The organism is Verrucomicrobiota bacterium (assembly GCA_039192515.1).
GTDB lineage: Bacteria > Verrucomicrobiota > Verrucomicrobiia > Methylacidiphilales > JBCCWR01 > JBCCWR01.
In genome coordinates this window covers 1-25,805 of the sequence record JBCCXA010000041.1, presented here as the reverse complement: position 1 = coordinate 25,805, position 25,805 = coordinate 1, and the positions used below count along the sequence as shown (strand labels likewise).

The window sequence follows — 25,805 nt, the reverse complement described above, 5'->3', positions numbered from 1 at the left end:
TAAGTATATAGATCTAGCATAAACTTTGATCAGAGAACGTGATCGAATCTGCGCGAATGGAAATTCAATGACTAGTTTAGGTCATAACATTATTTTTGACCTGGATGATGTCATAGAAATGAAACGAGATGTGTAAAAGATTAAGACAAAAGGAAAAGAGAGTCGACGAAGATGTATCAATCAGATCGTCTGAGCTTGGTTCTTATAAGCAATCGAAGGCTTAGCTACCAAGCGCCGAGGAGCCCATTCGGATAGACTGGGGAAACGGGCCCTCAAACTGTGATGCCTCTTGGAGATATACTCTACGTTTCTTGGGGCTGAGATCTTGCACAGATTTTTAAGTCCTAAAATATCATTGGGTATGAACTAGAGCGTTTTTGACTTCATTTGAAACACCCATTTTTTTCATACCCTGGTTCAACCGGGGTATCCAGGAAATTGAAGTATTCATAGATTTTTTCTGCCGGATTGATTCACTAATATCAACAGGGATCTAAACACCAAGGCACGACACAGATCTCTAGAGACTTTCACCGGTAAAAGCAGAAAATTACATATGGATTGGGTACGGCTGTCTATTCATTAGGAAATGCACTAGGATTCGGCTTGCAATTTAGTTGAGGCTTATTTCCCCTAGGGTAGTCTAGATTGGTGATAAGCAATATTTCAGAAAATATTATGGAATCAGTAATCAAGGCTTCTCATAAGGTTCCAGAAGTTTCAATACCTCAGAATATTTCTATACGTCTCAACAAGCTTCCACATTTATATTTAGTAGTTCATGTTGATGAAGCCTATGCTGATTTTAAATTGGGATATGAGCTATCGGTGCTTCGCTTCTATAGTTGGATAGGTGGGGGGTATCACAGAAATTTAGAGGAAATGCGTTGCCCAAAGATTACTTCATTACCAAGAGTCATGAGCAATCAAAAATGGTTATAAAGAGAGAGAAGTCAAAACAATGAACAAGTTTCCATCCATGATTTATTTTTTTGTAAAAAACACATATCAGATCTGTGGCACAGAAAGCTCTGATTTTGGAGTAAAAATTTTATTTCAGAAAGATCTTGGACATAGAGTTTGACTCAATGTTTTTTACCTTCTGTGATCCAAGTTTAGTCATTTGATATTTCATTAGAATTGCAGTGCCGAAGAATAAATTTCAGAAAAATAAGTTGTAACCATTTCAAATAATTAAATTTGAGTAATGAGTGCTATACAGGTTGGGCTAAAACCAAAGAGATATTATGTAGTATCGGGAACTTTAATTAATGGCCTCGAAGACTTTTTACGTAGTTCTAGATAAAACTATTCGAGGTTAGATTTCCGTATTTGTTTGACAGGGTTTTGTAGTCATGGAATGGTCCACAATGGTTGGTATCAACTAAAGGTAGTAGATGCTCTAACCAAAGGATATTAATAACAAAATATAAGGCAAAGGAGCTAGTCTATGTCTCAAGTTACCTACCCTGGTGTTTATGTCAGGGAAATACCAAGCGGTTCTCGTCCTATCTCAAATGTCAGCACTTCAGTGGCTGCATTTATTGATTTTTTTAAAGAAGGGCCAGTGGATGAGCCGATGCAAATATTCGGCATGTCTGATTTTCAACGCATCTTTGGTGGGTTGGATACGCGAAGCGAAGCAAGTTATGCGATCTCACAGTTTTTTATGAATGGGGGGAGTGAGGCTTGGGTCGTCCGTATTACTCGCAAGGAGGCTGATGGCTCGTCGTCAATAGACACGAACGCAGCTGCGGCTAAAGTTGGTATAGGAGATAGTTTGACCACACCATCATCCAATCCGGTGATTGCTGTGGAAGCTGCCAATGCCGGAGCCTGGGGAAATACTGTCCGAGTCTCGATTGAGCCTGATCCAGAAAGTCCTACGACTAAGTTTGGCTTGTTCGTCAACCGCTATGAGAGTGGAGAAGGTAATGCTTCTGTGATCCAAAGTGAAAAGTATCTCGGATTAACTTTACAAACGGGGCCTAAGTATTTTTATGATGTGATCAATGGGAGCTCTCAGTTGATCAAAGTAACTGACGCCGCTTCAGGCTCTGGAACGAGTTTGCCAATTCCCAACGGGAATTATAGCTCTGCTGATATTGATACTTCAGCTGTTGACTTAACGATGTTAGATAACACGGATTTCTCGATTCAGATTGGCGATAATACAGCAACAGGCGTCATCAAGGGTGCTACGGTTAATGACCTGAGGAAATTTAGAAGTGTACTTGAGAAGGCTATCAGGAAAGCCACTGCTGTTTCGGGAAGCGAGATCACTACAGCGTTTACGGGAGCAAGTGTTGAATTGATTGGAGATCGCTACTTAATCAAAGCGGGAGCCGGTCGGGATTATAGCCCTAACCTAACCATGATTTTAACAGATGGTAGTGGTGCAGTGGCCACTTCGCTCAATTTAGATGGTCAACATAACTATCAAGAGTATTCCCTTGGCTTGAATGGTGAACCTATCGATACGGCTACAAATTTTGCTACGGATGTTTATTCATTAGCACTCAAGGCAGGTCAAAAAGGAGCTGATGGAAGCGTGCCGCAGGCGGATGAGATCATTGGTGATGCGGAAGACAAGACGGGTCTCTTCGCATTGAAAGATGTTGATCTCTTTAATATTCTTTGTCTTCCTTTGGCTGCGAAGATTGGTGAAGACTCCTCCAGGGTGACTGAGATGACTCAGATCTATGCGGAAGCGATTGCCTATTGCGAGGAGAGACGAGCGATCTGTTTGATCGATGTCCCGAACGACATCAAAGATTATGCAACGATGAAGGATTGGGTGGATGATCATGCTTCGATCATTAGGCACAAGAATTCGGTTACCTATTTTCCGAATCCGCGCATTGCTGATCCGGAAAACGATTATCGCTTGAGAACGATTGGTGCAAGTGGAACCATGGCAGGTCTCTATTCGCGCACGGATACCACAAGAGGTGTTTGGAAAGCTCCTGCAGGAACGGAAGCAACTTTACGCGGTGTCAATGAGTTGTGTGTGAAGGTGAATGACAGTCAAAATGGTGTTCTAAATCCCTTAGGTATTAACTGTCTGCGTAATTTTCCGGTTTACGGAAACATTTCTTGGGGAGCTCGCACATTAGTTGGAGCTGATATTCAGGCGTCTGAGTGGAAATATGTTTCAGTGCGCCGGCTGGCACTTTTTTTGGAAGAATCTTTGTTCCGAGGAACGAAGTGGGTTGTTTTCGAAAATAATGATGAGCCTCTATGGGCTAGTATTAGGCAAAACATTAGAGCTTTCATGATGAGGCTTTTCAATGAAGGTGCTTTTCAAGGAGGTAGCCCTGATGAGGCTTTCTTTGTGAAATGTGATGCTGAGACAACGACTCAAACGGATCGTAATCTCGGTGTTGTCAATATAGAAATTGGCTTTGCTGCGTTGAAGCCTGCTGAGTTTGTTGTCTTGAAGATTCAGCAAATGTCTAACGAAGATGCGTAAACTTAACTGAGGAGATCAAAACGATGCCCGAAGGTGTAAAAACAAAAAGAACCGATCCCTATAAAAACTACAAATTTAGAGTAAAGCAAAATAACAACACGGTGATGGGTGTTAGCAAAGTGAGTCCACTGCGCCGCACAACCGAAGTGGTAACACACCGCGAAGGCGGTGAAAATAGCACAGATCACAAGTCTCCTGGTAGGACTACTTACGAAGGAGTCACTATGGAGCGTGGTGTGACCCAAGATAAGGAATTTGCTAATTGGGCAAATCAGGTGCACCCCTACGATGGAGATCTTCTCATGGATCTAGAGAACTATAAGAAAGAGCTAACCTTGGAAGTACTCAATGAAAGAGGTGACATTGTGTTGCGTTATTTTCTCCATGATTGCTGGGTGAGCGAATTTACTGCTGTACCGGATTTGGATGCCAACTCTAATGCTGTCGCTATTGAGACAATCAAGCTTGAGTTAGAAGGTTGGGAGAAAGATCCTGATTTGAAAGTGGCTGAAGGGCTGTAATTCATAATTATTAGGTTTTGACTTCAAGTGAACTAAAGCGATGGTCGAACTTAATAATGCTCTATCTGATGCGATCGTTCGTGCTTGTCAGGAGAAGCAACTGCCGATACTTCAGTTGCGTCCCTACGGAGAGGTAGCCTCTGATCTAGACCTGATGTTTTCTGCAGAGCCTTCCTATAAGCTCGCCATAGAGCTCTTGGTGAAATGCTCGGATCCTTGGGAATTAGGCCAAAAACAAAGAAGACTTTTCTTTCAAAGTATGGAGGTAGGAGAGAGAATTGTTTTACTTTTTCAGCTACTAAAGATGCATGGCATTCATGAGACGGACTATCAACTGCAGTGCAAAGAGCCGTCTTGCCGAGAATCCATCGAGTTCCCTCTTTCATTTCATAGGCTTAGTGAAAAGCAGCGCCGGTCAGCTAAAGAAAAAACCTTAAGAGTGGAAAACACTGAAGGTGGTCAAAGCCTGTCAATTCGTCGACCAACAGGTTTAGATCAAGCTGCATGGATGAATAGGGGGTTCGTCAAATTAGAACAAATCCTCAAGAGTTTAATTGTCCATGTAGAAGGGCAAGAAGATGATACTTGGATTTTCTCTAAAATGGATGAAATCAGCACCAAGTTGGAGGATTTTGATCCTTTAGTGGCGTATCAAGTGCAGACAATTTGTCCTTGTTGTAACTATGAAGCTGTGTATCCCGTGAAACTTGAGGCAATGGCTTTAAAGAAAATAAAGGCCTTCCAATCTGAGCTTCTGGGGAGTGTTCATGAATTAGCCAGCCGATACCATTGGAGCGAAGAAACCATTCTTAAGATGCCGAGTTGGAGGCGTCATTACTACCGTCAAAGAATTGCCAAGGGAAACGGGTTATGAGTAGCTACTTTGAAATCTTAGCAAAAGAGAGTGGAGTCCAATGGGATGAGTCCGCAGCTTTGCCTTCGGTTTCTGAAAGTTTAAAGTCATCTGATGAGCAAGGACAAGAGGGTATTGAAGGGAATGGAATGGAAGAAACTCTATTGGAGGAAGTAATTGAAGAACCACCTGCTAGCAAAAATCAAAAGCCTACTATCAAGGCTGACCAATCTCCTCCTGAATCTTTCACATCTTCACCATTGCAAGAGTCGACCGAAAAGAACCAGCCAGAGCCGGGAATACAGTTCTCCTCAGTGTTAGAGAGTGCTGAGATCAAAAAGCTTGCGGAAGAAGTTGAGCATCACCAACTTGCTGATGAAGCCATAGACTCACAGATTGTGTCTCAAACACCTGGTGATGTTGCGAATGCTGAAAATTCGCCTGTTGAAGAAAAAGTTGATTTCGAAAATGGAGAGAGTTCCGAGAGGCGGGCGGGTTTAATTTCCAGAGAAGAAACGAGTGAGAAGATTCATCCTGAAGAGCAAGGTCTGAGGGCTGCGATGGATGTGACGTTTGGCGAACAGATTGAAGCAGATGTGTCTGAATCAACTCCGCTTGAGAAACCTATTAATCCAAGCGCCAAAGAAACGAGGAGTAATTCTCAATTAGTGGAAAATGGAGGAGACCAAGGACTAGACAATGAACTGAGCACAGAGGAACAAGAGGAAGCATGGAAAGCCGTGGTCGATTGGGTGTCTCAATCACCAGGATCTGATGTTGATTTGCTTGAGTTAGCCAAGAAGCCTTCGTCCGTGGAAGATTTTTTGAGTAAGGATCCTAAGGACAATAGGGATAAGAAGCAGGTAATGAGTCTCCAAACTGAGCCTAAGGTCGAGCAGAAAGCTCATGGTGAAGCGCAGCAAAAGAATAAGGATGAAAGTGCTTGGCAAGGAAACCCTTATGCTACCGTTCCTGCTGTTGAGAGTAAGGATGGTATGATTTCTATACCGCAGAGACAGAACGAACATCAGTCTTTCACCCAAAGTAGCACAGAGGTTCAAGTTAGTGTCGGTGCTATTCACATTAAAGTAGAAGAGCCTTCTCCTCAGAATTTCAATATGGCCAAGAAGGAGATGATGCAACCAAGAGCAAAAGGAAGTCAGAGTAAACAGGGAGTCAGTAGAAGGCTTTCCCGACATTATTTGTAGCGCAAAGAATTAGTAACATGGCATTAGTTGATACAGGGAAAGCGATTGGCGCAGTGACAAAACTCCTACAAGATCATCTGCAGGATCGAACGTCTTTGCCAGTTACGGTTTCTCGTCCAGAGCCCAGTGGCTCCAGTGGGCCAAAGGCTAACTTATTTCTCTATGAAGTCGCCGTGGATCCTCATATGCGCAATGTGCCTCTTGATGAAGGGCAGAATCCCCCTCTTTGGCTGAGGTTGAAATATATTCTTACGCCCTTTGATGAAGATGGTGCCAGCGACACCATTGAAGCGCATGAGAATTTAGGGGAGTGTTTACGAGCAGTTCAATCGATGAGTTTTCTGGAATTGAATGCGGAATCCGAAAAGGCACTTAAAGATAATCCTCAGGACATCAAGGTGACTTTAGACGATAGCTCTTCGGAGCTTCTTTCAAGTCTGATGCAAGGCTCGGATGAGAAGTACCGCCTTTCGGTAGGTTTTGATGTGGGGCCGATTATGATTGCGGATGCCGAGCCTCCTTCATACTCCTTACTTGTTGGTATCGATTATGATACGTCCGGCAGTTCAGCTGCCGAAGCAAGTATGCCAATAGGAATCCATGTACTTCCCAAGCTGGGAGCTTCGTTGAAAGAAGTGCTGCCGTCTAAATTTGAAGTCGGACAGACGATTACTTTTGTAGGCAATGACCTTGACATCAGTGGGCTTCAGCCAAGGCTTGGGGACTCGGAAATGAGCATTGTCGGAGTGCCATCTTCAAGTCAATTTGATTGTGAAGTCACAGCGGAGCTGCCAGATGGAACTCTTATGTCCGCAGGTAGCTATCCCATTAAGGTAGAACAAGAGTTAATTAGTGGGAAGAAGAGAAGCAGCAATCTCGTGGTGGGGCAATTGTTACCAACTCTTTCTAGGGTTTTAGTCTCTAACGTGATGAGCATCATGCCAACGGATCCGCAGGCTGATGTAACTGTTGAGGTTGTATTGTCGGGTGTTCGTCTCGGTAGTGAAGAGGACGATGTTTTTGTAGCGCTTTATCGCCAGGGTAGGACCGTGGCAGTGTTTGACGAATTTGTTTTTGTAGCAGACCAAACTTCTCTCGAATTAGAAATAACAAACCAGAAAGCAGTTCCTAGAGGTGATTACCTGGTCATCCTAAGAGTTAATGGTCAGCAGGCCAAGAATAGTCCTTCAATCAGTTTGGTGCCCTAATGAAAGCTGTGAAAGAAAAGCAAGAGCCAGTTAGCTTTACGCCTGATTTAATGGCGGAGGATGCTTGTGCTAATTTCTGGTTAAAGCAAGTGACGGTGCGCTTGCGAAGGGAGATAGCTTGGATATGGAATGAGAGAGGGATCTTACCTGATCTGCAAAACGGACCATTGCCCCCTTTTAGCGAGAAACTTCCTACCATTTTAGATCAAGTCAGATTTCAAGAGGATAAACTTCGTTTCTATGAAGAGGATATTTGTGCGCGTTATTTAACCGAACAGTTGGAAGTTCATTTTTCTGCTCATGAAATGAAAGGTCTGCAAGGCTCATTTGGCTGGCTTGTGGAGTCGCTTCAATTAGATGATGCTTCATCTTTTCTGTTAGCACTTTGTTTGGCTCCTTCATTTGATAATACAGTCGGCAGTGTGATGGCTTCATGCCTCAATGACCCTAACAAGACTCAGCCTACGCTAGGTCTGCTGCAAAAGCTCTGGGATAACCCAGAACAAGTGATGCAACTCTCAGATGTCTCACATCCACTGTATCGTTACGGTATCATTCGTATTGGGAATGGTGCAGCAAAAGCAATCGAGTGGGACACATCGTTAAGCATCTCAAGTATGGTAGCTTATCAGCTGTTATTTCCAGATCTGACCCTTCATCACTGTCTTGCAGAATGTAATCATTCCGTATTCGATTCACATTCTTTATCGGATAGCGCACAACTCATTGCGGCTCGATTACGTGCGAATCAACGCCAAGATTTGCAAATCATTCCCGTTTATGGTCCTGAAAGAGGTGATCACTTAGCTCTTTCTCGAGCCATGGCAGAATTGAATGGGGCTATGCTCGTAGAATTGAAGGAACTGTTGCGGTTTAGTGATGCACCCCATTTTCTTCATTCTATTATCGTTCTTTGTTGGCTCCGAGGGGTAGACCTTTTTCTTCCTGCCCATGTTATCAAGGAATCATCACAGTTTATGGGTAAGAATGCATCAATGATGTGGAATAGCTTGCCTGCGCTTCCTATTCATCTCTATGTAGCACTTACAGATAAGGATGAGAAAAAGGCTTTGCCCGAAAGATGGATCTTACCTGTTGTGGAAACCCCTGATTTTGATTATCACGAGCGGCGTAATGCTTGGAAGCAGTATTTGGAAAGTGAAAATGCGCTCAGTGAGGAAGATATCTCGGAGTGTGCTAGACGATTTCGATATCAACGCCAAACGATTAAGAGTATTGCGGACGGACTTAATTCGTTTTCATCTGCAATTGAGCGACAAAATCTCTTCTCTGCTTGTCGATGTGAGCTCGCGGTGAATATGGACGGGCTTGCTCAGAAAGTCGAGCCACGCTTTGATTCCGAAGAACTGATATTGCCACCTAAACAAAAACGTCAATTTTTAGATATCACTCAAGCAATGAGCTCGCTGGCTACGGTGCATTATGACTGGGGAACTGGTAAAGCATGGAATGAGGTAGGCATAGCTGTTTTGTTTGCTGGAGCTCCTGGAACAGGTAAGACCATGGCCTCGGAGATTTTGGCCCGTACATTGAACCTGCCCATGTTCAGAATTGATCTTTCACAAGTGATCAATAAATACATTGGGGAGACAGAGAAAAACCTTAAGAGGCTTTTTGATGCGGCGGATGCAAGTGACATGATCTTGTTTTTCGATGAAGCAGATTCTTTGTTTGGTCGTCGTAGCGAGGTCAGAGATTCCCATGATCGATTTGCTAATGTAGAGATTAGCTATTTGTTAGAGCGAATGGAGCGTTTCAAAGGTCTCGCCATTCTGGCTACCAATCGTAAGAAAGATTTGGACGAAGCTTTTCTTCGTCGCCTGCGTTACGTCGTCGACTTTCCTTTACCTGGTGAAGTCGAAAGAAAACGAATATGGGAGCAGTTTGTCCCGAGAAATGTTGAGACGAAAGATATGAACTTTGACTTTTTAGCTAGGCAGTTTCCACTTTCTGGTGGCCACATTCGCTCTGTTGTTCTCAATGCATGTCTACTAAGTGCTAGTCGCATGCAAGAGGGTAGGAATGGCTCCAGTCATAGACTTTATATGGAAGATGTCATGATCGCAGTGAAAAGGGAGTTTGATAAACTGGGGCGATCGATCAGTTACGAGAAGTTTGGTCCTTATGCATCCGTGGTGCATGAAGTGGAGGAGAAAGGGTAATGACTAAAGTTCATATTGATCGTATTCACATTCAGATGAAGGGAGTAAATCAAGAAAAGGCACGCGCGGCTGCGGCATCTTTGAAAGATCATTTAGTGAGTGCACTGTCTCAAATACCGGTCGATGGCTTAGCGAAAGCAGTGCAGGTGCCAGAGATTCACACTGCAAAATTGATAGCAAGAGAGAATGACAGTGCAGATGATTTGAATAGGCGCATGGTCTCGCATATTACGGAGAGTCTTCATCGTGAGGTAGGGCAAGGAAAGGGTGAAAAGGCTTAATGGGATTTCGATTTAGAGGATTATTGCTGGAGTATGGTTCGGGCTTGATTGGTCCAATTCCAAATATCGTAATCTTTCAATTTAATCCTGAGAGCTTATCGAGAACGATCAATGTGCCTGAGCGTCCGACTGGAGCTAATAGCCGTGAAACAGGACAAGCGGGAGACATGCCTGTGGAAACACTTTCGCTAACAGCCCATTTTCATGCAGCAGACCTCTTGAAAGATAATAAAATTCTCGCCCGTGGGTTTGGCATTGGTCCACAGTTGGCGGCTTTGGAAAAAATGGTGCAGCCAAGTAACATCATTGCAGGACTCATAGGTGAGGCGATCGACGCGATTGGCGATGCCATTTCGGGGGGTGATGAAGATGTTCCAGCGCAACCGATCCCAAGAGAGAAATATCCTAAGATCATTTTTATGTGGGGCCCCACGAGGGTGCTTCCTGTAACCATTCAATCGATGACAATCAATGAGCAACAATATGATTTTTTGCTCAATCCAACACAGGCAGAGGTATCGATTACCATGGCTGTTCAAGATGTTGATCCATGTTCTGATGATTGGTTAGCGAAAGGGGCAAAGACTTACACGGATATTGTGAAGGAGGCCATGGCCATAGCGAACCTAGCAAATACCGTGGAACAGGCAATTGAAATGGTCGTGGATGTTTAGAGCATAAATGAAATGAGAGGTTATCATGTTTTTAGACTCATCTAGATATGCAAAAGTGGACATTGTGCAAACCACCAATAAGGTGGATCAGAGTGTGTCGGCAATTAAGCTCAGAAAGCTACCGAAGCCATCAAGCCAGCCAGTGGCTTTCACCCAAGAAGAACGGTTAGATACCTTAGCGCAAAAGCATTTTAATGATTCCAGTAAATTTTGGCATATAGCAGATGCGAACAGTGAATTGGTGGCTAATAAGCTGGTCGAAGATTCAAACAATTCTATCAAGATTCCCAAGCACTAATGGCAGACAAACAATTCAGAGTCTATTTTGGAAACGAACCCGCTACTGAGGAGGAGCTAGGGAGTATAGAGTCTATTGTGGTCGAGCAAGAGGTAGACATGGCTTGGGAGGCTAGGCTTCAATTTCCGCTTTGCATGGATGAGGCTGGAAGCTGGAGAGGATTAGACGAAGATTTGAATAAGAAGTTTTCCCGTGTCAGAATAGAAATTGACCCAGGAGATGGTCAATTTATTCCACTTATTGATGGCCCTTTGGTCGGGTATCAAGGGGATTTGAGTTCTCAGCCTGGCAGTAGCCTGGTGCATTTTCGCTTTCAAGATGATAGTGCAAAACTGCATCGTAAGAAAAAACCAAAGTATTTAGAGAACAAATCTTTTCAAGAGATTGTTGAGGAGCTCTTCAAAGAAATTGAGACTATTGAGTCGGTGGAGGTTGATGAATTAAAGGAAACACAAGAGAGTGTGGATCCTGTGTTGTTTCAACGCTTGAGTAATATGCGAGTGATCCAAGAGATTGCAGAATATTATAACAAGCATGGTTATGTTTTACCGGCTGAAACAGTGGGTAAGAGTATTGGGTGTTTAAAATCATATCCGAATGAGTTGGCCAGTGATGGACCTCCTCCACTGGTGGTGGTAGGAAGCGGAAGAAATATTTCAGATTTTCATGTGGAGGCTGAGCTGAGTAAGAAGAAGCGAGTCAGGTCATTCTCTTTTGATCTCGGTACCAAATCGATTCGGTGGCATGAGTCCAGTTTTGAAAATACCAATTTGCTAGGGGATGCTGAGGCAACCGATGGTGAGCAAGAGGATGAAGATGAAGTGTTGATTGTGCCTGCACCGAGCCGAGTAGACGCAGAGACCTATGCTCAAGGTAAGACGGACGCAGGTTCTATGGTATTAAAAGGGGAGGGGAGCCTATCGCATGAATGTTATCATGGAGTCTTGCAGCCTTATCAAATGGTGACAGTCAAAGCAGGTGAGACCAAGGTCAGTACCAATTATGTGATCACACGTGTGACGCATACCATTACACCCTCTATTTACACGCAGTCTTTTTCATTGGTAAGTAATGCCATTTCGGATGTCAGCATTTCATCAACTCCAGAGGAAGCCATTTTTTAATAGGAAGGACAGAAGAAAGTAGTCAGATGCCCACAGATGTTCATGAAGACCTTTTAGTAGGAGTAATCAAAAGCTCCGAGCACAATACCTATGGTAAGTATCCCGGTATTGTGAGAGATGTGGATGATCCCGATAAACTGGGCAGGATTCGAGCTGAAGTCCCTGCTATTTACGGAGAAGATGAATGGTCTCCCTGGGCTTGGCCATGCCTCCCTTTTGCTGGCAATAAGCACGGCATGAATTTTATTCCCGAAGTGGAAAGCCTCGTCTGGATCGAATGTGCCGGCGGTAACATAAGTATACCGATTTGGTGTGGAATGCTTTGGGCGGATGATGAAAGACCTGAGCCTCAAGATAATGAAGCTCGTGCTATCGTATCAACAGCAGGCCACAAAGTCATTTTGGATGATAAGGTAGGTGAGGTCAGTATAGAGCATGCCGAGGGTGCGAAACTGAGTATGAAAAAAACGGAGTTAGCAATCGAGCTGAAAGCAGCAAAGGTGTCCCTCACACCAAACGGAATTAGTTTAACAGTCAATGATGTCGGAATGAGTATTGGATAGGAGTTACATGGAATGCCTAAACTTTTAACAACAGCCAGCACGGTCATGTGTCCACATGGTGGTAAGGTCGTGTTCTCAAGTTCAAAGAGTAAAGTCAAAGCCTCTGAGGCGTCTTTGCTTTTGGAAAACGAAACCCATCAAGTGGTGGGATGTCCATTCACCGTGGGTTCTAAATATTCGCCTTGCGTTAGTGTCAAATGGTCGGGTGGCGCTTCAAAGGTGAAAGTAGGAAAGTATGCGCTATTAACTGAAGCAAGTATGGGCAAATGCGAGAATGCTGAGAAGGCTTTTCAAGGGACTGCGGTAGTTGCTAATACACCAACGAATGTAGATAGTGTATGAGTGGTTCCCATCTTTCATTTCCTTTTCATATCGGCTCGAATGGTCGCAGCGTCCAGGTGCAAAGTGTGGAGCAACAGATTCACGAGGAGCTGATGCAACTTCTACTGACGAATCCTGGCGAACGGCTATTTCTTCCTGAGTTTGGTGGTGGTTTAAGGCAGTTAGTCTTTGAAAATGTCGACGAGAATACGAAAGGCTTGGTGAAAGCTCGCATTACACAAGCCATTTCACGGTGGTTGGGACACCGAGTTACTTTGGAGGATGTTCAGGCAGAGTTCGGTCAGGATGATGAGATGCTGGTGTCGGTCCGTTACCACATAGCAGGACAAGACCAACCGAGAGTTTTGAAATTTCAGAGAGGTACGGGATAGTTATGGCGATTATTGATCAAGAGGCTATCAGTAAGAGAGCAGCTACCCTAGGTAGCTTGAATGGCATTCATTTAGTTTTAGTCGCCTTACAGCCTGCAGTCTCTTCCCAAGAGGCCGTGTTAGATTTGTATTTTTACAATGAGAATGAGCTTTCGAATATGATAAGGGATCTTTCTACGAGCCCTGATTTAGCAACTACTATTTTCCCTATCAGAGGAGGACATCGTGTTTTAGGTGGCAATGCCGCAGGCCAAGTCCAAGTGACTCAAGTCACGGGTGATGTGAGTAAAAAGAAGCTTCGCTTAATAGTGAGCCCCATAGGTGATTATTCGACATATACCTTAAACATTGTGTATAGGAATATAGATCCTGTTTTTAATGAGATTGATTTTAAGTTTAGACCTGGCTGCTTCAATGTGAATTGCGCTCCAGAGTGGCAGATTCCCGAGAAACCGAAACTAGAGCCAAACATAAATTACCTGGCTAAGGACTTTGATTCTTTTCGTCATACGATGATGGCTATGATGACACAGCGCGTTCCTCATTGGACACCAACGAGTCGAGCAGCTTTGGATGATGTTTTGATTGACCTTTTTAGTGCTGCAGCAGATGAGTTGAGTGATTATCAGGATAGAGTCGCCAATGAGGCTTATTTGGGGTCAGCGCGGAAGCGTATATCTTTAGCGCGTCATGTGCGAATGGTGGATTATCATATTCATCAAGGTAATCAGTCTAGCGCTTTACTCGCTTGTGAAGTTCAGAACGTTGATGCACACATCATAGCAAAAGACTTTGTTATTCAAACCGGGTATGAAAAGGATGGGAGTGCGGGCGTATCATTTTCTGTCAGAGAAGACAGATTTACCCACCGTTTGCTCAATAGGATGTCACTTTATACTTGGAGTGATACCGTTCCCGCCTTAGCAGAGGGCAGCACTTCTGCGGACTTAAAATTGGTGGATTCGAATCAAGCCGCTGTTGAAGAGGTGCGAGGTTTGCTCAAAGAAAAGAAATTTACACGCTTGGTTCTACAAGAGCATTTGAATCCTCGAACAGGTCAAAGTGCAGGACGTGATCCCATTAAAAGGCAATTGCTTGAATTGCTTACAGACGATGAGGATTCTGAGGTTATTCAAGATCCACAAACATCAGCATGGATCCTACGTGTGCATTGGAAACCAGAGGATGCTTTGCATGCAAACTATTGTTTTGTAGTAGATGGGCCAACAGGGAAGGTGGAGGATATTAGTTTGTTTCATGGAAACTTAGTAGAAGTTTACCAAGGTGCTCCTAGACGTTTCCGTTTTTTGGAGCCGAGTGAGAAATTGATTGAAAGTACTGATTATCATTTTGAGCGGACAGAAAGAGGGGTTATCTGTACATTACCGGAGACCCCATTAGCATTTATACCTACTGAGCCAGGAGGACAAGAACCTTCTCGATCTAGTATTCGCTTGCAAGTGGAAATACCTGGTGGAGGCAAAGATGATTGGGATGAAGTGATCAGTTTGATTCACAGTGATGGAAGTGATGAGAATGGGGATCATTTTGTCGTGGAAGTAGATGAATTGAAAAGAGGCTTCTTGCGTTTTGGTGATGGAGTGAACGGGAAAGCTCTGCCAGACGGAGCTATTATTCATTGTTCTTACCAAGTAGGCGGTGGCGTCATCGGGAATGTGGGGGCTGACTCACTGAGTTCCTTTGATTCTAAAGCCACCCCGGAAATTAAGCATTGCTGGAATCCGTTTGATGTGACCAATGGTAGGGATCCGGAAAGTGTGGACTCTATTTTAAGAAATGCTCCTGAGGCTTACCGTGCCAAGCAGTTGCGTGCCGTCACTCTGGTTGATTATGTAAAGAGGGTTGAGGAGCTTGAAAAGGTGTCTAGAGCTTCTGCTTCTTATGCATGGGTCGGTAGTTGGCGAACGGTGCGAATTATCGTTGATCCGATGGGAACCACAGAAATTAATAGTGAGTTAGACGAGGAAATACGCAGTCATCTAGAGGTCTTTCGTTTGCTGGGAGAAGATTATGAGATACGTACTCCAAATTTTGTTCCATTAGAGATTTTTGTCTCAGTTTGTATTCACGCGGATTATTGGCGGCAGGATATTCGCTATATTTTAGAAAACGAGTTTTCTGAGTTCCATACTCCTGATGGACGTCGAGGTTTCTTTCATCCAGATGAATGGACCTTTGGTCAAGCACTCTACGAGAGTCAAATAGCTGGAAGGATTTATGAGATTACTGGCATAGACCGCATCCGCTTTATCAATATGAGGCGTTGGAATGCTCATACTCCAGGGACTGGAAAAAAGATAGAAATTTCTCCGCAAGAAATTATTCAGGTTCGCAATGATCCCAATCATATGGAAAGTGGGTTCATTCGTTTTGATATGAAAGGAGGTAGAAAATGACTATGGATTCTACCAATCACTGCATTTCTGCTGTGGGTTTTCCCGCTAAGGTAAATAATCGCCCTGGCTTAGATAAAATTCATTATCGCATCGGCAGCTACGCAGATATTAGAGCGTTTTTGTTGAATGAGTTGAATACCAAAGAAGCGCTTGCTGAATGGACGCATCGGGAGGCTGATGACCCTGCCATTGCTCTTTTGGAAGGCGTATCAGTCTTAGGTGACATCCTTACCTTTTATCAAGAGAATTATGCAAACGAAACGTTTCTTAGAACAGCCACATGGCGCGAGAGTGTTAATGATCTCGTTCGCCTTTTGGGTTATAGGTTGTCACCTGGATTGGGAGGGAAATCTTTTTTTGCATTCGAAATCAAAGGGGATAAGGAAGTTAATATTCCACAGGGACTTCCTCTTCAGGCTGATCTAGAAGAAAGAAGTGAGACGGATCATTTTCAAGTGGCTAACGCCTTTATGGCTCATCCACATTTAAACCAATTTCGTCTCTATCGCAAAAGGTTTGAAGCTAATGTGCATCTCGGTATAGGGGCGCAAACATTAGAAGTTCATCAACTCGATTCCCAGCCTTTTGCAGATACTTCTCAGTTAGATATACAGGCAGGAGATCGTATCGTTATTCTCCCAGATCGCGTGTATTGGGATTATCAAGATTTCAACCGCACCGCTGAGATTATTCAAGTCAAGGACGTAGAGGTAGTTTTAGATAGAATCATTCTTCATTTAGAGGGGAAACTGCGCGGTTCTCAAACGGGCCCAGTGAAAGCGTATAAGATAGGAAGAAGTTTTAAACATTTTGGACACAACGCACCAGTGCAGGTGATCAAGCTGAATGCCACGGGAGGCGTCGAGAAGGTAGAGTCGGTTCTTACAAAGCGCTATTTGGATTTAGATACGGCAGTGTCTTCTGGGATGGAGGAATTTTACAGTGAGTTGAAAGCTGGGGATTTCCCCCTTGAATATGAAGTCCAGGATATAACAGTAGGAACGCGTATCATTTGCACCGGGCATATTGTGTCTAACCAGAGTATCGTAAATGACCAGAGGTTTGCATTGGACCTTGAAATCAAAGAGGTTCGTCAAGAAAGTAGGAAATGGGGGGCGCTCAATAGTGCGACAACAGTTCTTGCTCTAGATCCCAATGGGTTAGATGAACTTGATCCACTTTATTACTTCACCACTCCTCAAAGTGAGTTGCAGTCCATTGTCATGCATGAAGTGGTAAGTCCAGCATTCATCGTTTGTTCAGAAAGACAGTTCCAAGTTGAGCCTGATGAGTCTTTTAATTCGCTTTACTATTATGGAACTCGTGAAGAAGCCTCAAAGTTAGCTGGGAGGACATTGTGTTTGCAAAAGGAAGAGAAAGAAGGGCTGATTTTATCTTGCACTAATGAATATGAATTTTTCTATCCTAACGTACCACCCTATCAAGCGCTTGGTCCGGAACCTGAATGGTATAAGAAATTTTGGAAGCTAACATTTGATCAAACTCTGGACTGCTTCGATATACAAGAGTTTGATGAAGCCAATCCTTCCGTGACTGTCTACGGGAACCTGGCTCTGGCGAAACAGGGTAAAAAAATGCCTGTAGCTATATTGGGAAATGGAGATAACCGTCAGACCTTTCAAACATATAGGTTACCCAAAGCCCCTTTGACTTATCATATGAGCACGAGTGCGACGCCTCCAGAAATTCCTGAGCTGGAAGTCTATGTGAATGATAAGCTATGGACAAAGGTAGACACCTTCTTTGGAAAAGATGCTGAGGAGCAAATTTATATCGTCAGGCAGGACTCAAAAGGCGAAAGCTGGGTACAATTTGGGGATGGGGTGCATGGCGCTCGCCTACCTTCGGGTAAGAGTAATGTAACGGCCTCTTATAAGACTGGCTCTGGTGCATACGGAAAGCTTAAAGATGGATCAAAGCCTAGTGTCAATGCTCGTGTCAAAGATTTGAAGAAAGTCTTGATGCCAGCATCCGCTACTGGAGGGGCTGAACCTGAGAGTGCTGGTAATGCTCGCGAGGCGGCGCCCGGTAAAGTGCAAAGTTTAGGCCGCATGGTGAGTATGCAAGATTATGAGAAGGAAGCGCTGTCCATACCGGGTATTATCAAGGCAATTGTTTCATGGGCTTTTGAAGACAATATGCCATGTATCCAGATTACGGTTCTCATGGAATCAGGGCGCGAAGCTGAGTTTGAGGCTGTCCGCGAAACACTGAGCGGCTACAATCGTTGCAGAGGAACACAACGTTATCCTATTAAGGTAGTTCCCTCCTATTTTCATTACATTTATTTGAAAATTCTTATTGGATTAAATCCTTCGTATCTATCGGATGCGGTATTGATGGATGTCAGAAAGGCGTTGGGAGCGATAGAAGGTGAAGAAGATCCGGAGTCAGGCCTCTTTAGTCTATCTGAGCGCCAGATCGGACAACATGAGTATACTAATCGGATCGAGGGTGTAGTCCAGCAAGTGGAGGGGGTTAATTGGGTGAAGCATCAAGCCCATTATGTTTTTCCAAGTGGGGGTACACCCGATGAGTTGCAATTGCCGAACGCTTTTGCGAGTTACCCAACACTGGCTTGTCCTTCCAACGGGCTTTTCCAGCTTCATGAAAAGCAGTTAGAGATTCAGGTAAGTCAAAATGTAAGTCCGGAGGAATGTTCGGCATGAGTGATCTAAGGACTCCTCTTTATTCGCGATTACCCGCTATTTATCAGATCAAGGATGAAGAGCAGATACCGCCTGGTCAGCTAAAAGCTTATCTGGAAACAGTTGAGGATGCTCTAGGGGCTATTCATGAGAATATAGAGTCTTTATATCATGACTTTTTTATCGAGACTTGTGATGAATGGGTCATTCCTTATTTAGCTGATTTAGTTGGAACGACACATCTTTCGGGAGACCCCGTTACCTTGCGAGCAGATGTTGCTGACACTATTGCGTTACGCCGTCGCAAAGGCACAAAAGGGGCGGTGGAACTTCTAACATACAACTTAACAAAATGGGGAGTGCATTGTGTGGAGCTCAGAGAAAATTTGCTCTGGAACCAACATTTGAATCATCAACGCCCTGATTCAGGTGGTGAGCCACCCTATGGAAGAGAGGATCATTCCATGAAAGATGCGGTTCGAGGGGGGACAGTTACTTTACGTTCCCCCTCTCAACTGAGTTTATTGGCGACAGCTTTTGATCCACATGCGCATCTTGCTGATGTAAAAGTCGTGGATAAAGGTCGAATTGCTTATAATTTGCCTAACTTGGCTATCTTCTTGTGGAGGCTTAAGGATTATCGTGTTCGTTTGAGCAGGCCGGTGTGGAGAGGGTCTAAAACTATTTCAAGCCCCTCCAGTAATGCAGCCAAGTATGTGGTGCGCTTTGATGTACATCCACTGGGACGTTCTTTGCAACTTTTCAACACGATGCGTGTCAATCTTGAAGAAGGAATACTACGCGTTAGTCAGTTGGATGAAACCCCTGGTCCTATGAGTCCTGCTCGTTTGCAGAGTGGAGGCGCAGTAGATGTTTCATCTAATTACGTGACGACTAATCTCTATGATCCCACGAATATTCAGATGAGGGACTTTGAGCTTAGTCCAGCTGGCCTACAACTGCATCTCCCAGGAACTGCATTTGATGATTCCATAGAATGGAGGTTTAGAGGGGAAAATCTTTGTGCATGGGAGACAGGTTTATTTAGGCCCTTAGATCTTTTTGAAGTAGCAATTGACCCTTCGCGTGGACGACTAGCCATTGGCGTCGAGTCGGTTAAGCAACGTGAAGCTTTAAAGAAGCATCTCTTGCTGACCTATACCTACGGAGCTGTCGGTCCAGTAGGCGCACATCCTATGACACGCATATCCGCCCCTACTGAATGGAATAGCGAAACTTTTGATCATGTTGTAGTAAATACACTGGATGCTCATACCCCAAGCCTAGAAGAAGCTCTTGGAGGGTTGGAGCAAAGGATTTCTCCACTTATCATTACTATACAGGATAGTATGGTTCACGAGCTGGATCTATCGAATGTAGATGGGATTTTAGACGAAGACGGAGGCCCCAATCTCCTATTGAACCGCTCTTTGATCATAAGGTCCGCTGACGGGCATCGTCCCATTATTTCTTTAAAACAAAGTTTAAGGGTGCGCCCTGCAAAGGTTCAAAATAATAACGCAGAAGTGCAGAATGCTCTAGATGGTGTGATGAATCATCTCTTCATGCGGTTACAAGGTGTGATGATGACACGTGATGAAAGTGTTTTTTCTGCTGATGATCCATTGATTGCTCGTGCGGCTCTAAATTCTTTTGAGGTTTTAGATGCAACATTAGATCCAGGAGGAGAAGAAAAACTCGATGAAACACGTTCAGGTCTAAAGCCTTCGTTTCGTTTGAAAATCGGTTACGGCTTTTCACAAAACAAAGAAAGAGAAGCCTTTTCCCAAGTGCCTCAGGTCATTATTCAACGCTCAGTGGTAGGTTCTGTTTTCGCGGATCGAGGTAGCTACAGCCTCGACCTGGCTGATTTAATTGTCGATGCTGGGGTAGGAGTTGGGGATGAAAACAATCAGGCTCTAGCTATTTCTTCAGCTAGCGAGCCTGACATAAGTTGGGGTCCAACGATGCAATTTGCTGGGGTGACATTCTTTGGCAAGGTTCGTGTGGAATCGATTCACGGTCAAGGAGGATTATTTGTCAGTAAGCTCGAGGTATTTAATAACCAAGTGGGTTGTATCAAGTTCAGTTATTTTAAAGGTGTTGGCGATCGCCTACCGCATAACTATGCCTGCATTAAAGGGACTTCGCATAAGCTGAGATTTACGAGCGAAATTTTTGAGAATGCTGCTTATGGACAACTTGCCTGCACTTCGTCAGAAAGCATTCTTCAGGAAGGACCTCGCGAAGATAGAATGGGGGCCTTCGGTTTTCAGCTTGAAAGTCATAAATGGAAGAATCTTATGATTCGTTATCGAGAATTCATGCCGGTAGGAGTAAGGCCAGTTGTTGTGCCGGTGACCTGATTTTTTAAAAAAGAAATAAAAGTATATAGGAAGAAATAATGAAAGGCGATTTTTCAACGTGGGAGTTTGACCCTCTAACTAATTTCAATGGTGTGCTGTATCAGCAAGGACGAGTGAGTCTTGATACGGACGGTAATGCACAAACGCAGATTGCGAACCATTGGCAGGATACCGCAGCTAGTGACATCATAGGTCCAAATGTTGCAGCTGTTTCGACAAGTGAGAAGGATAGCTTTAAAATTCTTTCCGCTGGCGATGTTGACCAACAGACGTTGTGGGTTCAATTGGCTCCAGGGCATATATGGGTCAATGGCAAATTGATTCATTTACATCATGGTAAGGATGGTGAAGGTTCTCCAAGAACTTTACAGCTGAATTACTATCGCCACCCCCTGATTCCTCCGGTTGATCCAAGTTCCATCGATTTAAGAACTCGAGATGCTGTTGTATTGGAAGTTTGGCGAGAAACGATCAATGGTTTTCAAGTACCCAAGCAACTATTAGAGCCAGCTCTTGGAGGGATTGACACGACAGAGCGTCTACATACTTCCATGCGACTTCGGTTGTTACGCCTGGAGGGAGAGCAAAATTGTCATGATGTTCGAAAGCAGCTCCTGAAAGCAAGGGTTAAGGAAAAGGAGTTTAAAGGCAGGCTTTTAGCAAGCCTTCAACCGACTACTCAAATAGCTGGTGATTGTCCCGTTGTAGAAGGTGGGGGGTATGCGGGAATGGAGCACTACCTCTACCGGATCGAGATTGCTGAAACCAATGATGAATTACTAACCTTTAAGTGGTCCCAGTTTAATGGTGGACTTGTAGGCCGTGGCCGTTTTATTCATTCAGCAACGTCGGGAGATAAAGTAGAGATCATGGCCAATTTGCAGGCCATAGCGACTTCAGGCCTAGATCAATTTTACCTAGAAGCCTTACAATTTAATAAGGAGAGAGGGCATTGGGAAATTATCTATGGAGCAGAAGCGACATTGAATAATATCAATGACCTCGAACTTTCTAGTAGCCCTCATTTCGGAACACTGCCAGCCTCAGATAAAACAGTCTTTTTTAGACTGTGGAATGGGATACTCCCTCTAAGTGACTATACTAAACTTCTCGGTGGGGGATCCGGTGAAGAACTTCGGGACGGAATCCGCTTGGCCTTTGATGATCCTTCTTTATTTCACTACTATTCAGGAGACTACTGGACCTTTAAAGTTCGTGCGAGCGGTATAGGTAATCCTGAGTTGCTTGTACCAGACCTCAAACCTGAGGGGATTGAGATCGACCGAGTGCCACTGGGTGTGATCACATGGGAGCGTAGTGAAAAAGCTGAATTAATACCGCGACTCATAGAAGATTGCAGAAAGAGGTTTCATCCTCTTACACAACTCGATGGCTGTTGCACCTATCGAGTCGGTGATGGCGTGACGAGTTTTGGTGATTTTGATTCGATACAAGAAGCTATCGATGCATTGCCAGAGAAGCGAGGAGGACAGATCTGCTTATTGCCCGGGACTTTTCGCGAGAGCGTTGTCATTAAACACCGAAGGAGTATTAAGATTGTCGGTTGTGGCTGGCGTTCCATAGTTGAAGCATCTCCGAGTCTAGAAGAGCAGGACTCAAAGATGGCCGCAACTTTTAGGATCTTAGGATCTAAGGGAATTCTTTTAGAAAACTTTATGATCCAATCTTCTGTAACAGGCAAGGGCATCTATATGGAGGGGATGGGGTATACTTCGAGAAGTGAGAAGGAAATGACGAAGGAGCTATCAAGCCTTGAAAGTATCTACATTCAAAATATGTGGATTCAATCAGTGAAAAGTTCGATTTACTTAGTTAATGGGAAAGATGTCAAAATACAAAATTGCTGGATGAGGGTTCGCAATAGACCTGGATCAGAGCCTACGGTTTTCCTGCAAGGGGATGATATTTACTTTGAGAAAAATAAGGTGGAGATGAGTGACAGAAGAAGACTCGCTGAAGAGATGGAGCTAGGCTCTCAGCAAGATATTGCAGAACATTTAGAGGAGGTTAAAGAAGCACTTGCAAGCCTAGAGAATTCTGACGAAGTAAAAGTTGAGGGTGAGGAAGAAATGGTGATCGTAAGTAGTGAGCACTATGTCGAAAAGAAATCAGAACAAGAGATTGAAGAAGGGCATAGTGATGAAGGTGCTTGGAACTCAATTGATATCAAGGACGAGGCGGACAAAGGAAAGCTAGAGGCCCATCCAGGTGGTGTTCAAATAGGTGGAGGTTCTGAGCGAGTTCATATTCTAGATAATTTGATTCTAGGTGGATCAGGTAATGGAATTACCTTGGGTCATTTTGACTATATTGACGAGAAAGGTGACTCTGTTGCTGAGGAAATTTGGGTTGAAGCATCCGGGAAGGGTGGTAAGGAAGATCACTTATGTGCTCATACCCAACCTGCTGTTGCTTCCTATTTATATCAGATTGATGGCAAGTTCAGAAAAGTAGGAGGCTTCCTCTATGATATCTCGATTAAAGAAAATCGTATCTATAGAATGGGGCTTAACGGTATTGGTGTTCCGGGGTTCTTTCCTTTAGAACAAGCAGATGAAATGGTGTCAGTGAATAACCTGACAATTGTGGGTAACGATATACGTGGCTGTTTGAGAAGAAAACTCAGTGACACACCCGAAAAAATGCTAGATGAAATGGGCTACGGAGGGATCGCCTTAGCTTGGGCTTACAACCTGGTCATCAAAGGTAATTTAATTGAAAAAAATGGCCGTGATTATCTTGATCCTGTTTCTGGTATCTTTGTTTTATATGGAGAAGGAGTAGAGATTGCTTCTAATCGCGTGCTTCATAATGGAGAGAAAAAAGCAACCAGCCCCAAACAAGCTAAACAAGGTAAAAGAGGTGGGATCACAATCGCTAATGCGACGCCACCGATGAAACCCATTCTTTTTAAAGATAAGATGATCCCTGTTCCATCAGGTGTGCCAGCAGTCTCAATACGTGATAACATTGTCTCAACGCCCTTAGGACAAGCGTTGTCTGTAGAGGGAATAGGCCAAATGTCCATCGAAGCCAATCAACTACATAGTTATGGTCAAATGCCACTCACTGAAGACTCAGGCTTCCAAGCGGTAACAGTGGATATTCGAAATCTTGGCATGAGCCAGGAGATATACGGAGGTTTCACTGCTTTTGCTATGGCTTTAGGGAAGGGAAGTAAGAATGTTCAAAAATCAGGAAATAAAATGTGGGGTTCCGAAAAACTGTATGAAAAGTCATCAGGTCTTGGGAGTTTGGGTATCGGACGCTTCTTAATAGGGGGACAGGTGCTATTCAATGATAATCAAGTGACCCTAGATTTATTTGAGACAGGAAAGACTGTTTCATTATGTTCTACTTTAGTGGTGACCTTTGATGATATTAGTTTTAGAGGAAATCAATGTGCAGCAAGCTTATCCGACGACATATTGCTTGCCAATGCTCTACTATTTGGATTTTCGTTGCGTGCAGGAGGTAATCGTTTTCAGGAAACTCTTATGCGTGCTGCCGCTTCTCTTTTCTCCCTTTCGATTGCTATGAATAATACGTCAGGGAATCAAGCAACACATTGTGTGGTGGTTCGGAGTTTTGTTCCCGTCTATATCGTCGATAAACCGAATACAGAGATGGTTCCAGCATTTTGTGAATCAATGGAAGAAACAGTTTTACCGGAATTAGCTAAGGGAAATGCCAAGCAAGAAGTTGATCAATGGGAAGATAAAGCGTAAGTCTTTGGAGAAGAAGAGATGGAAAAATCGAGTCGAGAAAAGCAAATGGATACAGTTATTGCAGAAGAGGCTGTTAGTGGAGATTTAAATAAGGGAATTGCTTCTTTGGATGGTAATCGAGCTAAACAAGCAGAACAATTATGTCGTGTAGAACGAGCCTCTGAGAATTTGTTGATACGTGAGAGATTGCGTTTGAAGCAAAAATATGGAAGTAACCATCCTCGTGTCGATGCTATTTCTCAAAGAATTTTAGCGAAGCAATTATTTCGCCAAGAGCTTTGTTTTATAAGTGATCAAGCACATGTAGAGCCTATTGAAACGAATGAGAAAAAATATGCACTCCATGGATTCGTTCGCGACGAGCACTATAGATCGGTGCCCTATATGACAGTCGCTTTTTATCATGATAAGGGAGATTGGGTGAGCGAACTCGGTCACCATATCACGAATGATAAAGGCTATTATGTGGTGGAATCACAAGAACTGAGTGATGAGGAGAGTGCAAAGATCCAAGAGTTGATACGTTCACAAAAGCTAGAGCTTCGAGTCATGGATCAGCAACAGAATATAGCTTTCAGTCATAAAGAAATAGTCATGCCCATGGCAGGAAAAGCGGATTATAGAGCTATTCTGGTTCATTCTAAATATGGACCGAGGAAAGCACCTCAAACTTCTGTGATGAAAGAGAAACAACAACAGCCACCTGTCTCGAAGAAGTGGATTGTTAGAGGAAGTGTCAAAGATGAGGATGGGCAAGCATTAAGTGGTTTACTCGTTCGTCTCTATGACTTGGATCGAAAGTATGATGATAAACTAGGCGGGGCATTGACTGATAAAGAAGGTAAGTTTTTGATGGAATATCATGTCCGCGATTTTAAGGAAGGTAAAGAAGTAGGGGCTGACCTCTACTTAATAGTTACCAATAAGGAAGAAGAAGTTCTTTATTCTTCTAAAGACGCTGTTCGCTTTGATGCGACAGCAAATGAATCCTATGATATTGTTGTCGGAGATAAGAAATCAAAACCTTGTCCATCTGAAGAACATCCACCCAAAGTAGAAGCTGTCCCAGTTCCAGTTAAAGTTATTAAAGAAAAGGAGGAAGATGTTGTTAGGTCTGATGAGTCGAAAGAAACGCAAGCCTCTATAGCGCTTGAGGAAATCAATGGGCTAGGACCTTCACGTGCTAAGAAATTACGTAAGGCTGGCATTAATGACGTATCTGCTTTTGTTGCAGCAGATGATGAAAAGCTCATTAGTATTTTAGGCAATGTTGATATCCAAGCGATGAAGAAGGATGGTAGGAAACTGCTCAAAGCAAAGTGAATACCCTATGATACCATAGGCTTCTTGCACTATCTTTCATGCTTGGGTTATTCTTTTTTGCAGCATGATTCGAGAGAAAGTCGAGAGGAGTGGAGGATCTAAGAAGAGCACGGAGCAGACTCATGAACGCTCCCAGGCAGAGCTTTCTCACTCGGCTCGAGAAGTGGAAGCTTCTTACTATGT

General features: G+C 43.8%; 19 protein-coding genes. All 19 read left to right on the top strand.

The features are described 5' to 3' along the window. The first annotated feature begins 678 nt into the window (after nt 1-678). Nucleotides 679-942: a hypothetical protein gene (locus tag AAGA18_13890; protein MEM9446431.1), complete on the top strand. Its 264-nt coding sequence runs from the start codon at nt 679-681 to the stop codon at nt 940-942. 508 nt (nt 943-1,450) lie between these two features. Further along, nucleotides 1,451-3,472: a phage tail sheath C-terminal domain-containing protein gene (locus AAGA18_13885; GenBank protein ID MEM9446430.1), complete on the top strand. Its 2,022-nt coding sequence runs from the start codon at nt 1,451-1,453 to the stop codon at nt 3,470-3,472. A 23-nt stretch (nt 3,473-3,495) separates the two neighbouring features. Further along, nucleotides 3,496-3,993 (top strand): phage tail protein, encoded by a 498-nt coding sequence (locus AAGA18_13880; GenBank protein MEM9446429.1) that lies wholly within the window; start codon nt 3,496-3,498, stop codon nt 3,991-3,993. Between the two features lie 40 nt (nt 3,994-4,033). Then, the gene (locus AAGA18_13875) at nt 4,034-4,867 is read left to right on the top strand and encodes a hypothetical protein (GenBank protein MEM9446428.1); all 834 of its coding nucleotides are present in this window, start codon (nt 4,034-4,036) and stop codon (nt 4,865-4,867) included. After that, the gene (locus AAGA18_13870; protein ID MEM9446427.1) at nt 4,864-6,054 is read left to right on the top strand and encodes a hypothetical protein; all 1,191 of its coding nucleotides are present in this window, start codon (nt 4,864-4,866) and stop codon (nt 6,052-6,054) included. Before AAGA18_13875 ends, AAGA18_13870 begins: the two co-directional genes overlap by 4 nt. Nucleotides 6,055-6,071: 17 nt before the next feature. Further along, complete coding sequence (locus tag AAGA18_13865; GenBank protein ID MEM9446426.1) at nt 6,072-7,262, top strand: Pvc16 family protein; 1,191 nt, start codon at nt 6,072-6,074, stop codon at nt 7,260-7,262. A gap of 8 nt (nt 7,263-7,270) precedes the next feature. Next, nucleotides 7,271-9,445 (top strand): ATP-binding protein, encoded by a 2,175-nt coding sequence (locus AAGA18_13860; protein MEM9446425.1) that lies wholly within the window; start codon nt 7,271-7,273, stop codon nt 9,443-9,445. Further along, entirely contained in the window at nt 9,445-9,726 is a 282-nt protein-coding gene (locus tag AAGA18_13855; protein MEM9446424.1) for a hypothetical protein, read from the top strand. Before AAGA18_13860 ends, AAGA18_13855 begins: the two co-directional genes overlap by 1 nt. Continuing rightward, complete coding sequence (locus AAGA18_13850) at nt 9,726-10,400, top strand: hypothetical protein (GenBank protein MEM9446423.1); 675 nt, start codon at nt 9,726-9,728, stop codon at nt 10,398-10,400. Before AAGA18_13855 ends, AAGA18_13850 begins: the two co-directional genes overlap by 1 nt. 25 nt (nt 10,401-10,425) lie before the next feature. After that, nucleotides 10,426-10,698 carry a hypothetical protein gene (locus tag AAGA18_13845; GenBank protein ID MEM9446422.1) on the top strand — a complete coding sequence of 91 codons (273 nt, stop codon included), beginning with the start codon at nt 10,426-10,428 and terminating at the stop codon, nt 10,696-10,698. After that, nucleotides 10,698-11,822, top strand: a complete 1,125-nt coding sequence (locus tag AAGA18_13840; GenBank protein ID MEM9446421.1) for a hypothetical protein — start codon at nt 10,698-10,700, stop codon at nt 11,820-11,822. Before AAGA18_13845 ends, AAGA18_13840 begins: the two co-directional genes overlap by 1 nt. A 26-nt stretch (nt 11,823-11,848) precedes the next feature. After that, nucleotides 11,849-12,385, top strand: a complete 537-nt coding sequence (locus AAGA18_13835) for a phage baseplate assembly protein V (GenBank protein ID MEM9446420.1) — start codon at nt 11,849-11,851, stop codon at nt 12,383-12,385. Between the two features lie 12 nt (nt 12,386-12,397). Continuing rightward, the gene (locus tag AAGA18_13830; GenBank protein ID MEM9446419.1) at nt 12,398-12,727 is read left to right on the top strand and encodes a hypothetical protein; all 330 of its coding nucleotides are present in this window, start codon (nt 12,398-12,400) and stop codon (nt 12,725-12,727) included. Beyond that, complete coding sequence (locus AAGA18_13825) at nt 12,724-13,098, top strand: GPW/gp25 family protein (protein ID MEM9446418.1); 375 nt, start codon at nt 12,724-12,726, stop codon at nt 13,096-13,098. Before AAGA18_13830 ends, AAGA18_13825 begins: the two co-directional genes overlap by 4 nt. A 2-nt stretch (nt 13,099-13,100) precedes the next feature. Continuing rightward, nucleotides 13,101-15,515 (top strand): hypothetical protein, encoded by a 2,415-nt coding sequence (locus AAGA18_13820; protein ID MEM9446417.1) that lies wholly within the window; start codon nt 13,101-13,103, stop codon nt 15,513-15,515. Continuing rightward, complete coding sequence (locus AAGA18_13815) at nt 15,512-18,205, top strand: hypothetical protein (GenBank protein MEM9446416.1); 2,694 nt, start codon at nt 15,512-15,514, stop codon at nt 18,203-18,205. The genes AAGA18_13820 and AAGA18_13815 overlap by 4 nt, the downstream gene beginning before the upstream one ends. Next, on the top strand, nt 18,202-20,550 hold the full coding sequence (locus AAGA18_13810) for a phage tail protein (protein ID MEM9446415.1): 2,349 nt from the start codon (nt 18,202-18,204) through the stop codon (nt 20,548-20,550). The genes AAGA18_13815 and AAGA18_13810 overlap by 4 nt, the downstream gene beginning before the upstream one ends. Nucleotides 20,551-20,588: 38 nt before the next feature. Then, nucleotides 20,589-24,299 carry a DUF6519 domain-containing protein gene (locus AAGA18_13805; GenBank protein ID MEM9446414.1) on the top strand — a complete coding sequence of 1,237 codons (3,711 nt, stop codon included), beginning with the start codon at nt 20,589-20,591 and terminating at the stop codon, nt 24,297-24,299. 18 nt (nt 24,300-24,317) lie between these two features. Further along, complete coding sequence (locus AAGA18_13800; GenBank protein ID MEM9446413.1) at nt 24,318-25,622, top strand: helix-hairpin-helix domain-containing protein; 1,305 nt, start codon at nt 24,318-24,320, stop codon at nt 25,620-25,622. The last annotated feature ends 183 nt before the right edge of the window (nt 25,623-25,805 follow it).

Excerpts from the sequence above, each read along its gene's own strand:
- AAGA18_13890 (MEM9446431.1), top strand. The coding sequence starts at position 679 with ATGGAATCAGTAATCAAGGCTTCTCATAAGGTTCCAGAAGTTTCAATA.
- AAGA18_13885 (MEM9446430.1), top strand. The coding sequence starts at position 1,451 with ATGTCTCAAGTTACCTACCCTGGTGTTTATGTCAGGGAAATACCAAGC.
- AAGA18_13880 (MEM9446429.1), top strand. The coding sequence starts at position 3,496 with ATGCCCGAAGGTGTAAAAACAAAAAGAACCGATCCCTATAAAAACTAC.
- AAGA18_13875 (MEM9446428.1), top strand. The coding sequence starts at position 4,034 with ATGGTCGAACTTAATAATGCTCTATCTGATGCGATCGTTCGTGCTTGT.
- AAGA18_13870 (MEM9446427.1), top strand. The coding sequence starts at position 4,864 with ATGAGTAGCTACTTTGAAATCTTAGCAAAAGAGAGTGGAGTCCAATGG.
- AAGA18_13865 (MEM9446426.1), top strand. The coding sequence starts at position 6,072 with ATGGCATTAGTTGATACAGGGAAAGCGATTGGCGCAGTGACAAAACTC.
- AAGA18_13855 (MEM9446424.1), top strand. The coding sequence starts at position 9,445 with ATGACTAAAGTTCATATTGATCGTATTCACATTCAGATGAAGGGAGTA.
- AAGA18_13850 (MEM9446423.1), top strand. The coding sequence starts at position 9,726 with ATGGGATTTCGATTTAGAGGATTATTGCTGGAGTATGGTTCGGGCTTG.
- AAGA18_13845 (MEM9446422.1), top strand. The coding sequence starts at position 10,426 with ATGTTTTTAGACTCATCTAGATATGCAAAAGTGGACATTGTGCAAACC.
- AAGA18_13840 (MEM9446421.1), top strand. The coding sequence starts at position 10,698 with ATGGCAGACAAACAATTCAGAGTCTATTTTGGAAACGAACCCGCTACT.
- AAGA18_13835 (MEM9446420.1), top strand. The coding sequence starts at position 11,849 with ATGCCCACAGATGTTCATGAAGACCTTTTAGTAGGAGTAATCAAAAGC.
- AAGA18_13830 (MEM9446419.1), top strand. The coding sequence starts at position 12,398 with ATGCCTAAACTTTTAACAACAGCCAGCACGGTCATGTGTCCACATGGT.
- AAGA18_13825 (MEM9446418.1), top strand. The coding sequence starts at position 12,724 with ATGAGTGGTTCCCATCTTTCATTTCCTTTTCATATCGGCTCGAATGGT.
- AAGA18_13820 (MEM9446417.1), top strand. The coding sequence starts at position 13,101 with ATGGCGATTATTGATCAAGAGGCTATCAGTAAGAGAGCAGCTACCCTA.
- AAGA18_13815 (MEM9446416.1), top strand. The coding sequence starts at position 15,512 with ATGACTATGGATTCTACCAATCACTGCATTTCTGCTGTGGGTTTTCCC.
- AAGA18_13810 (MEM9446415.1), top strand. The coding sequence starts at position 18,202 with ATGAGTGATCTAAGGACTCCTCTTTATTCGCGATTACCCGCTATTTAT.
- AAGA18_13805 (MEM9446414.1), top strand. The coding sequence starts at position 20,589 with ATGAAAGGCGATTTTTCAACGTGGGAGTTTGACCCTCTAACTAATTTC.
- AAGA18_13800 (MEM9446413.1), top strand. The coding sequence starts at position 24,318 with ATGGAAAAATCGAGTCGAGAAAAGCAAATGGATACAGTTATTGCAGAA.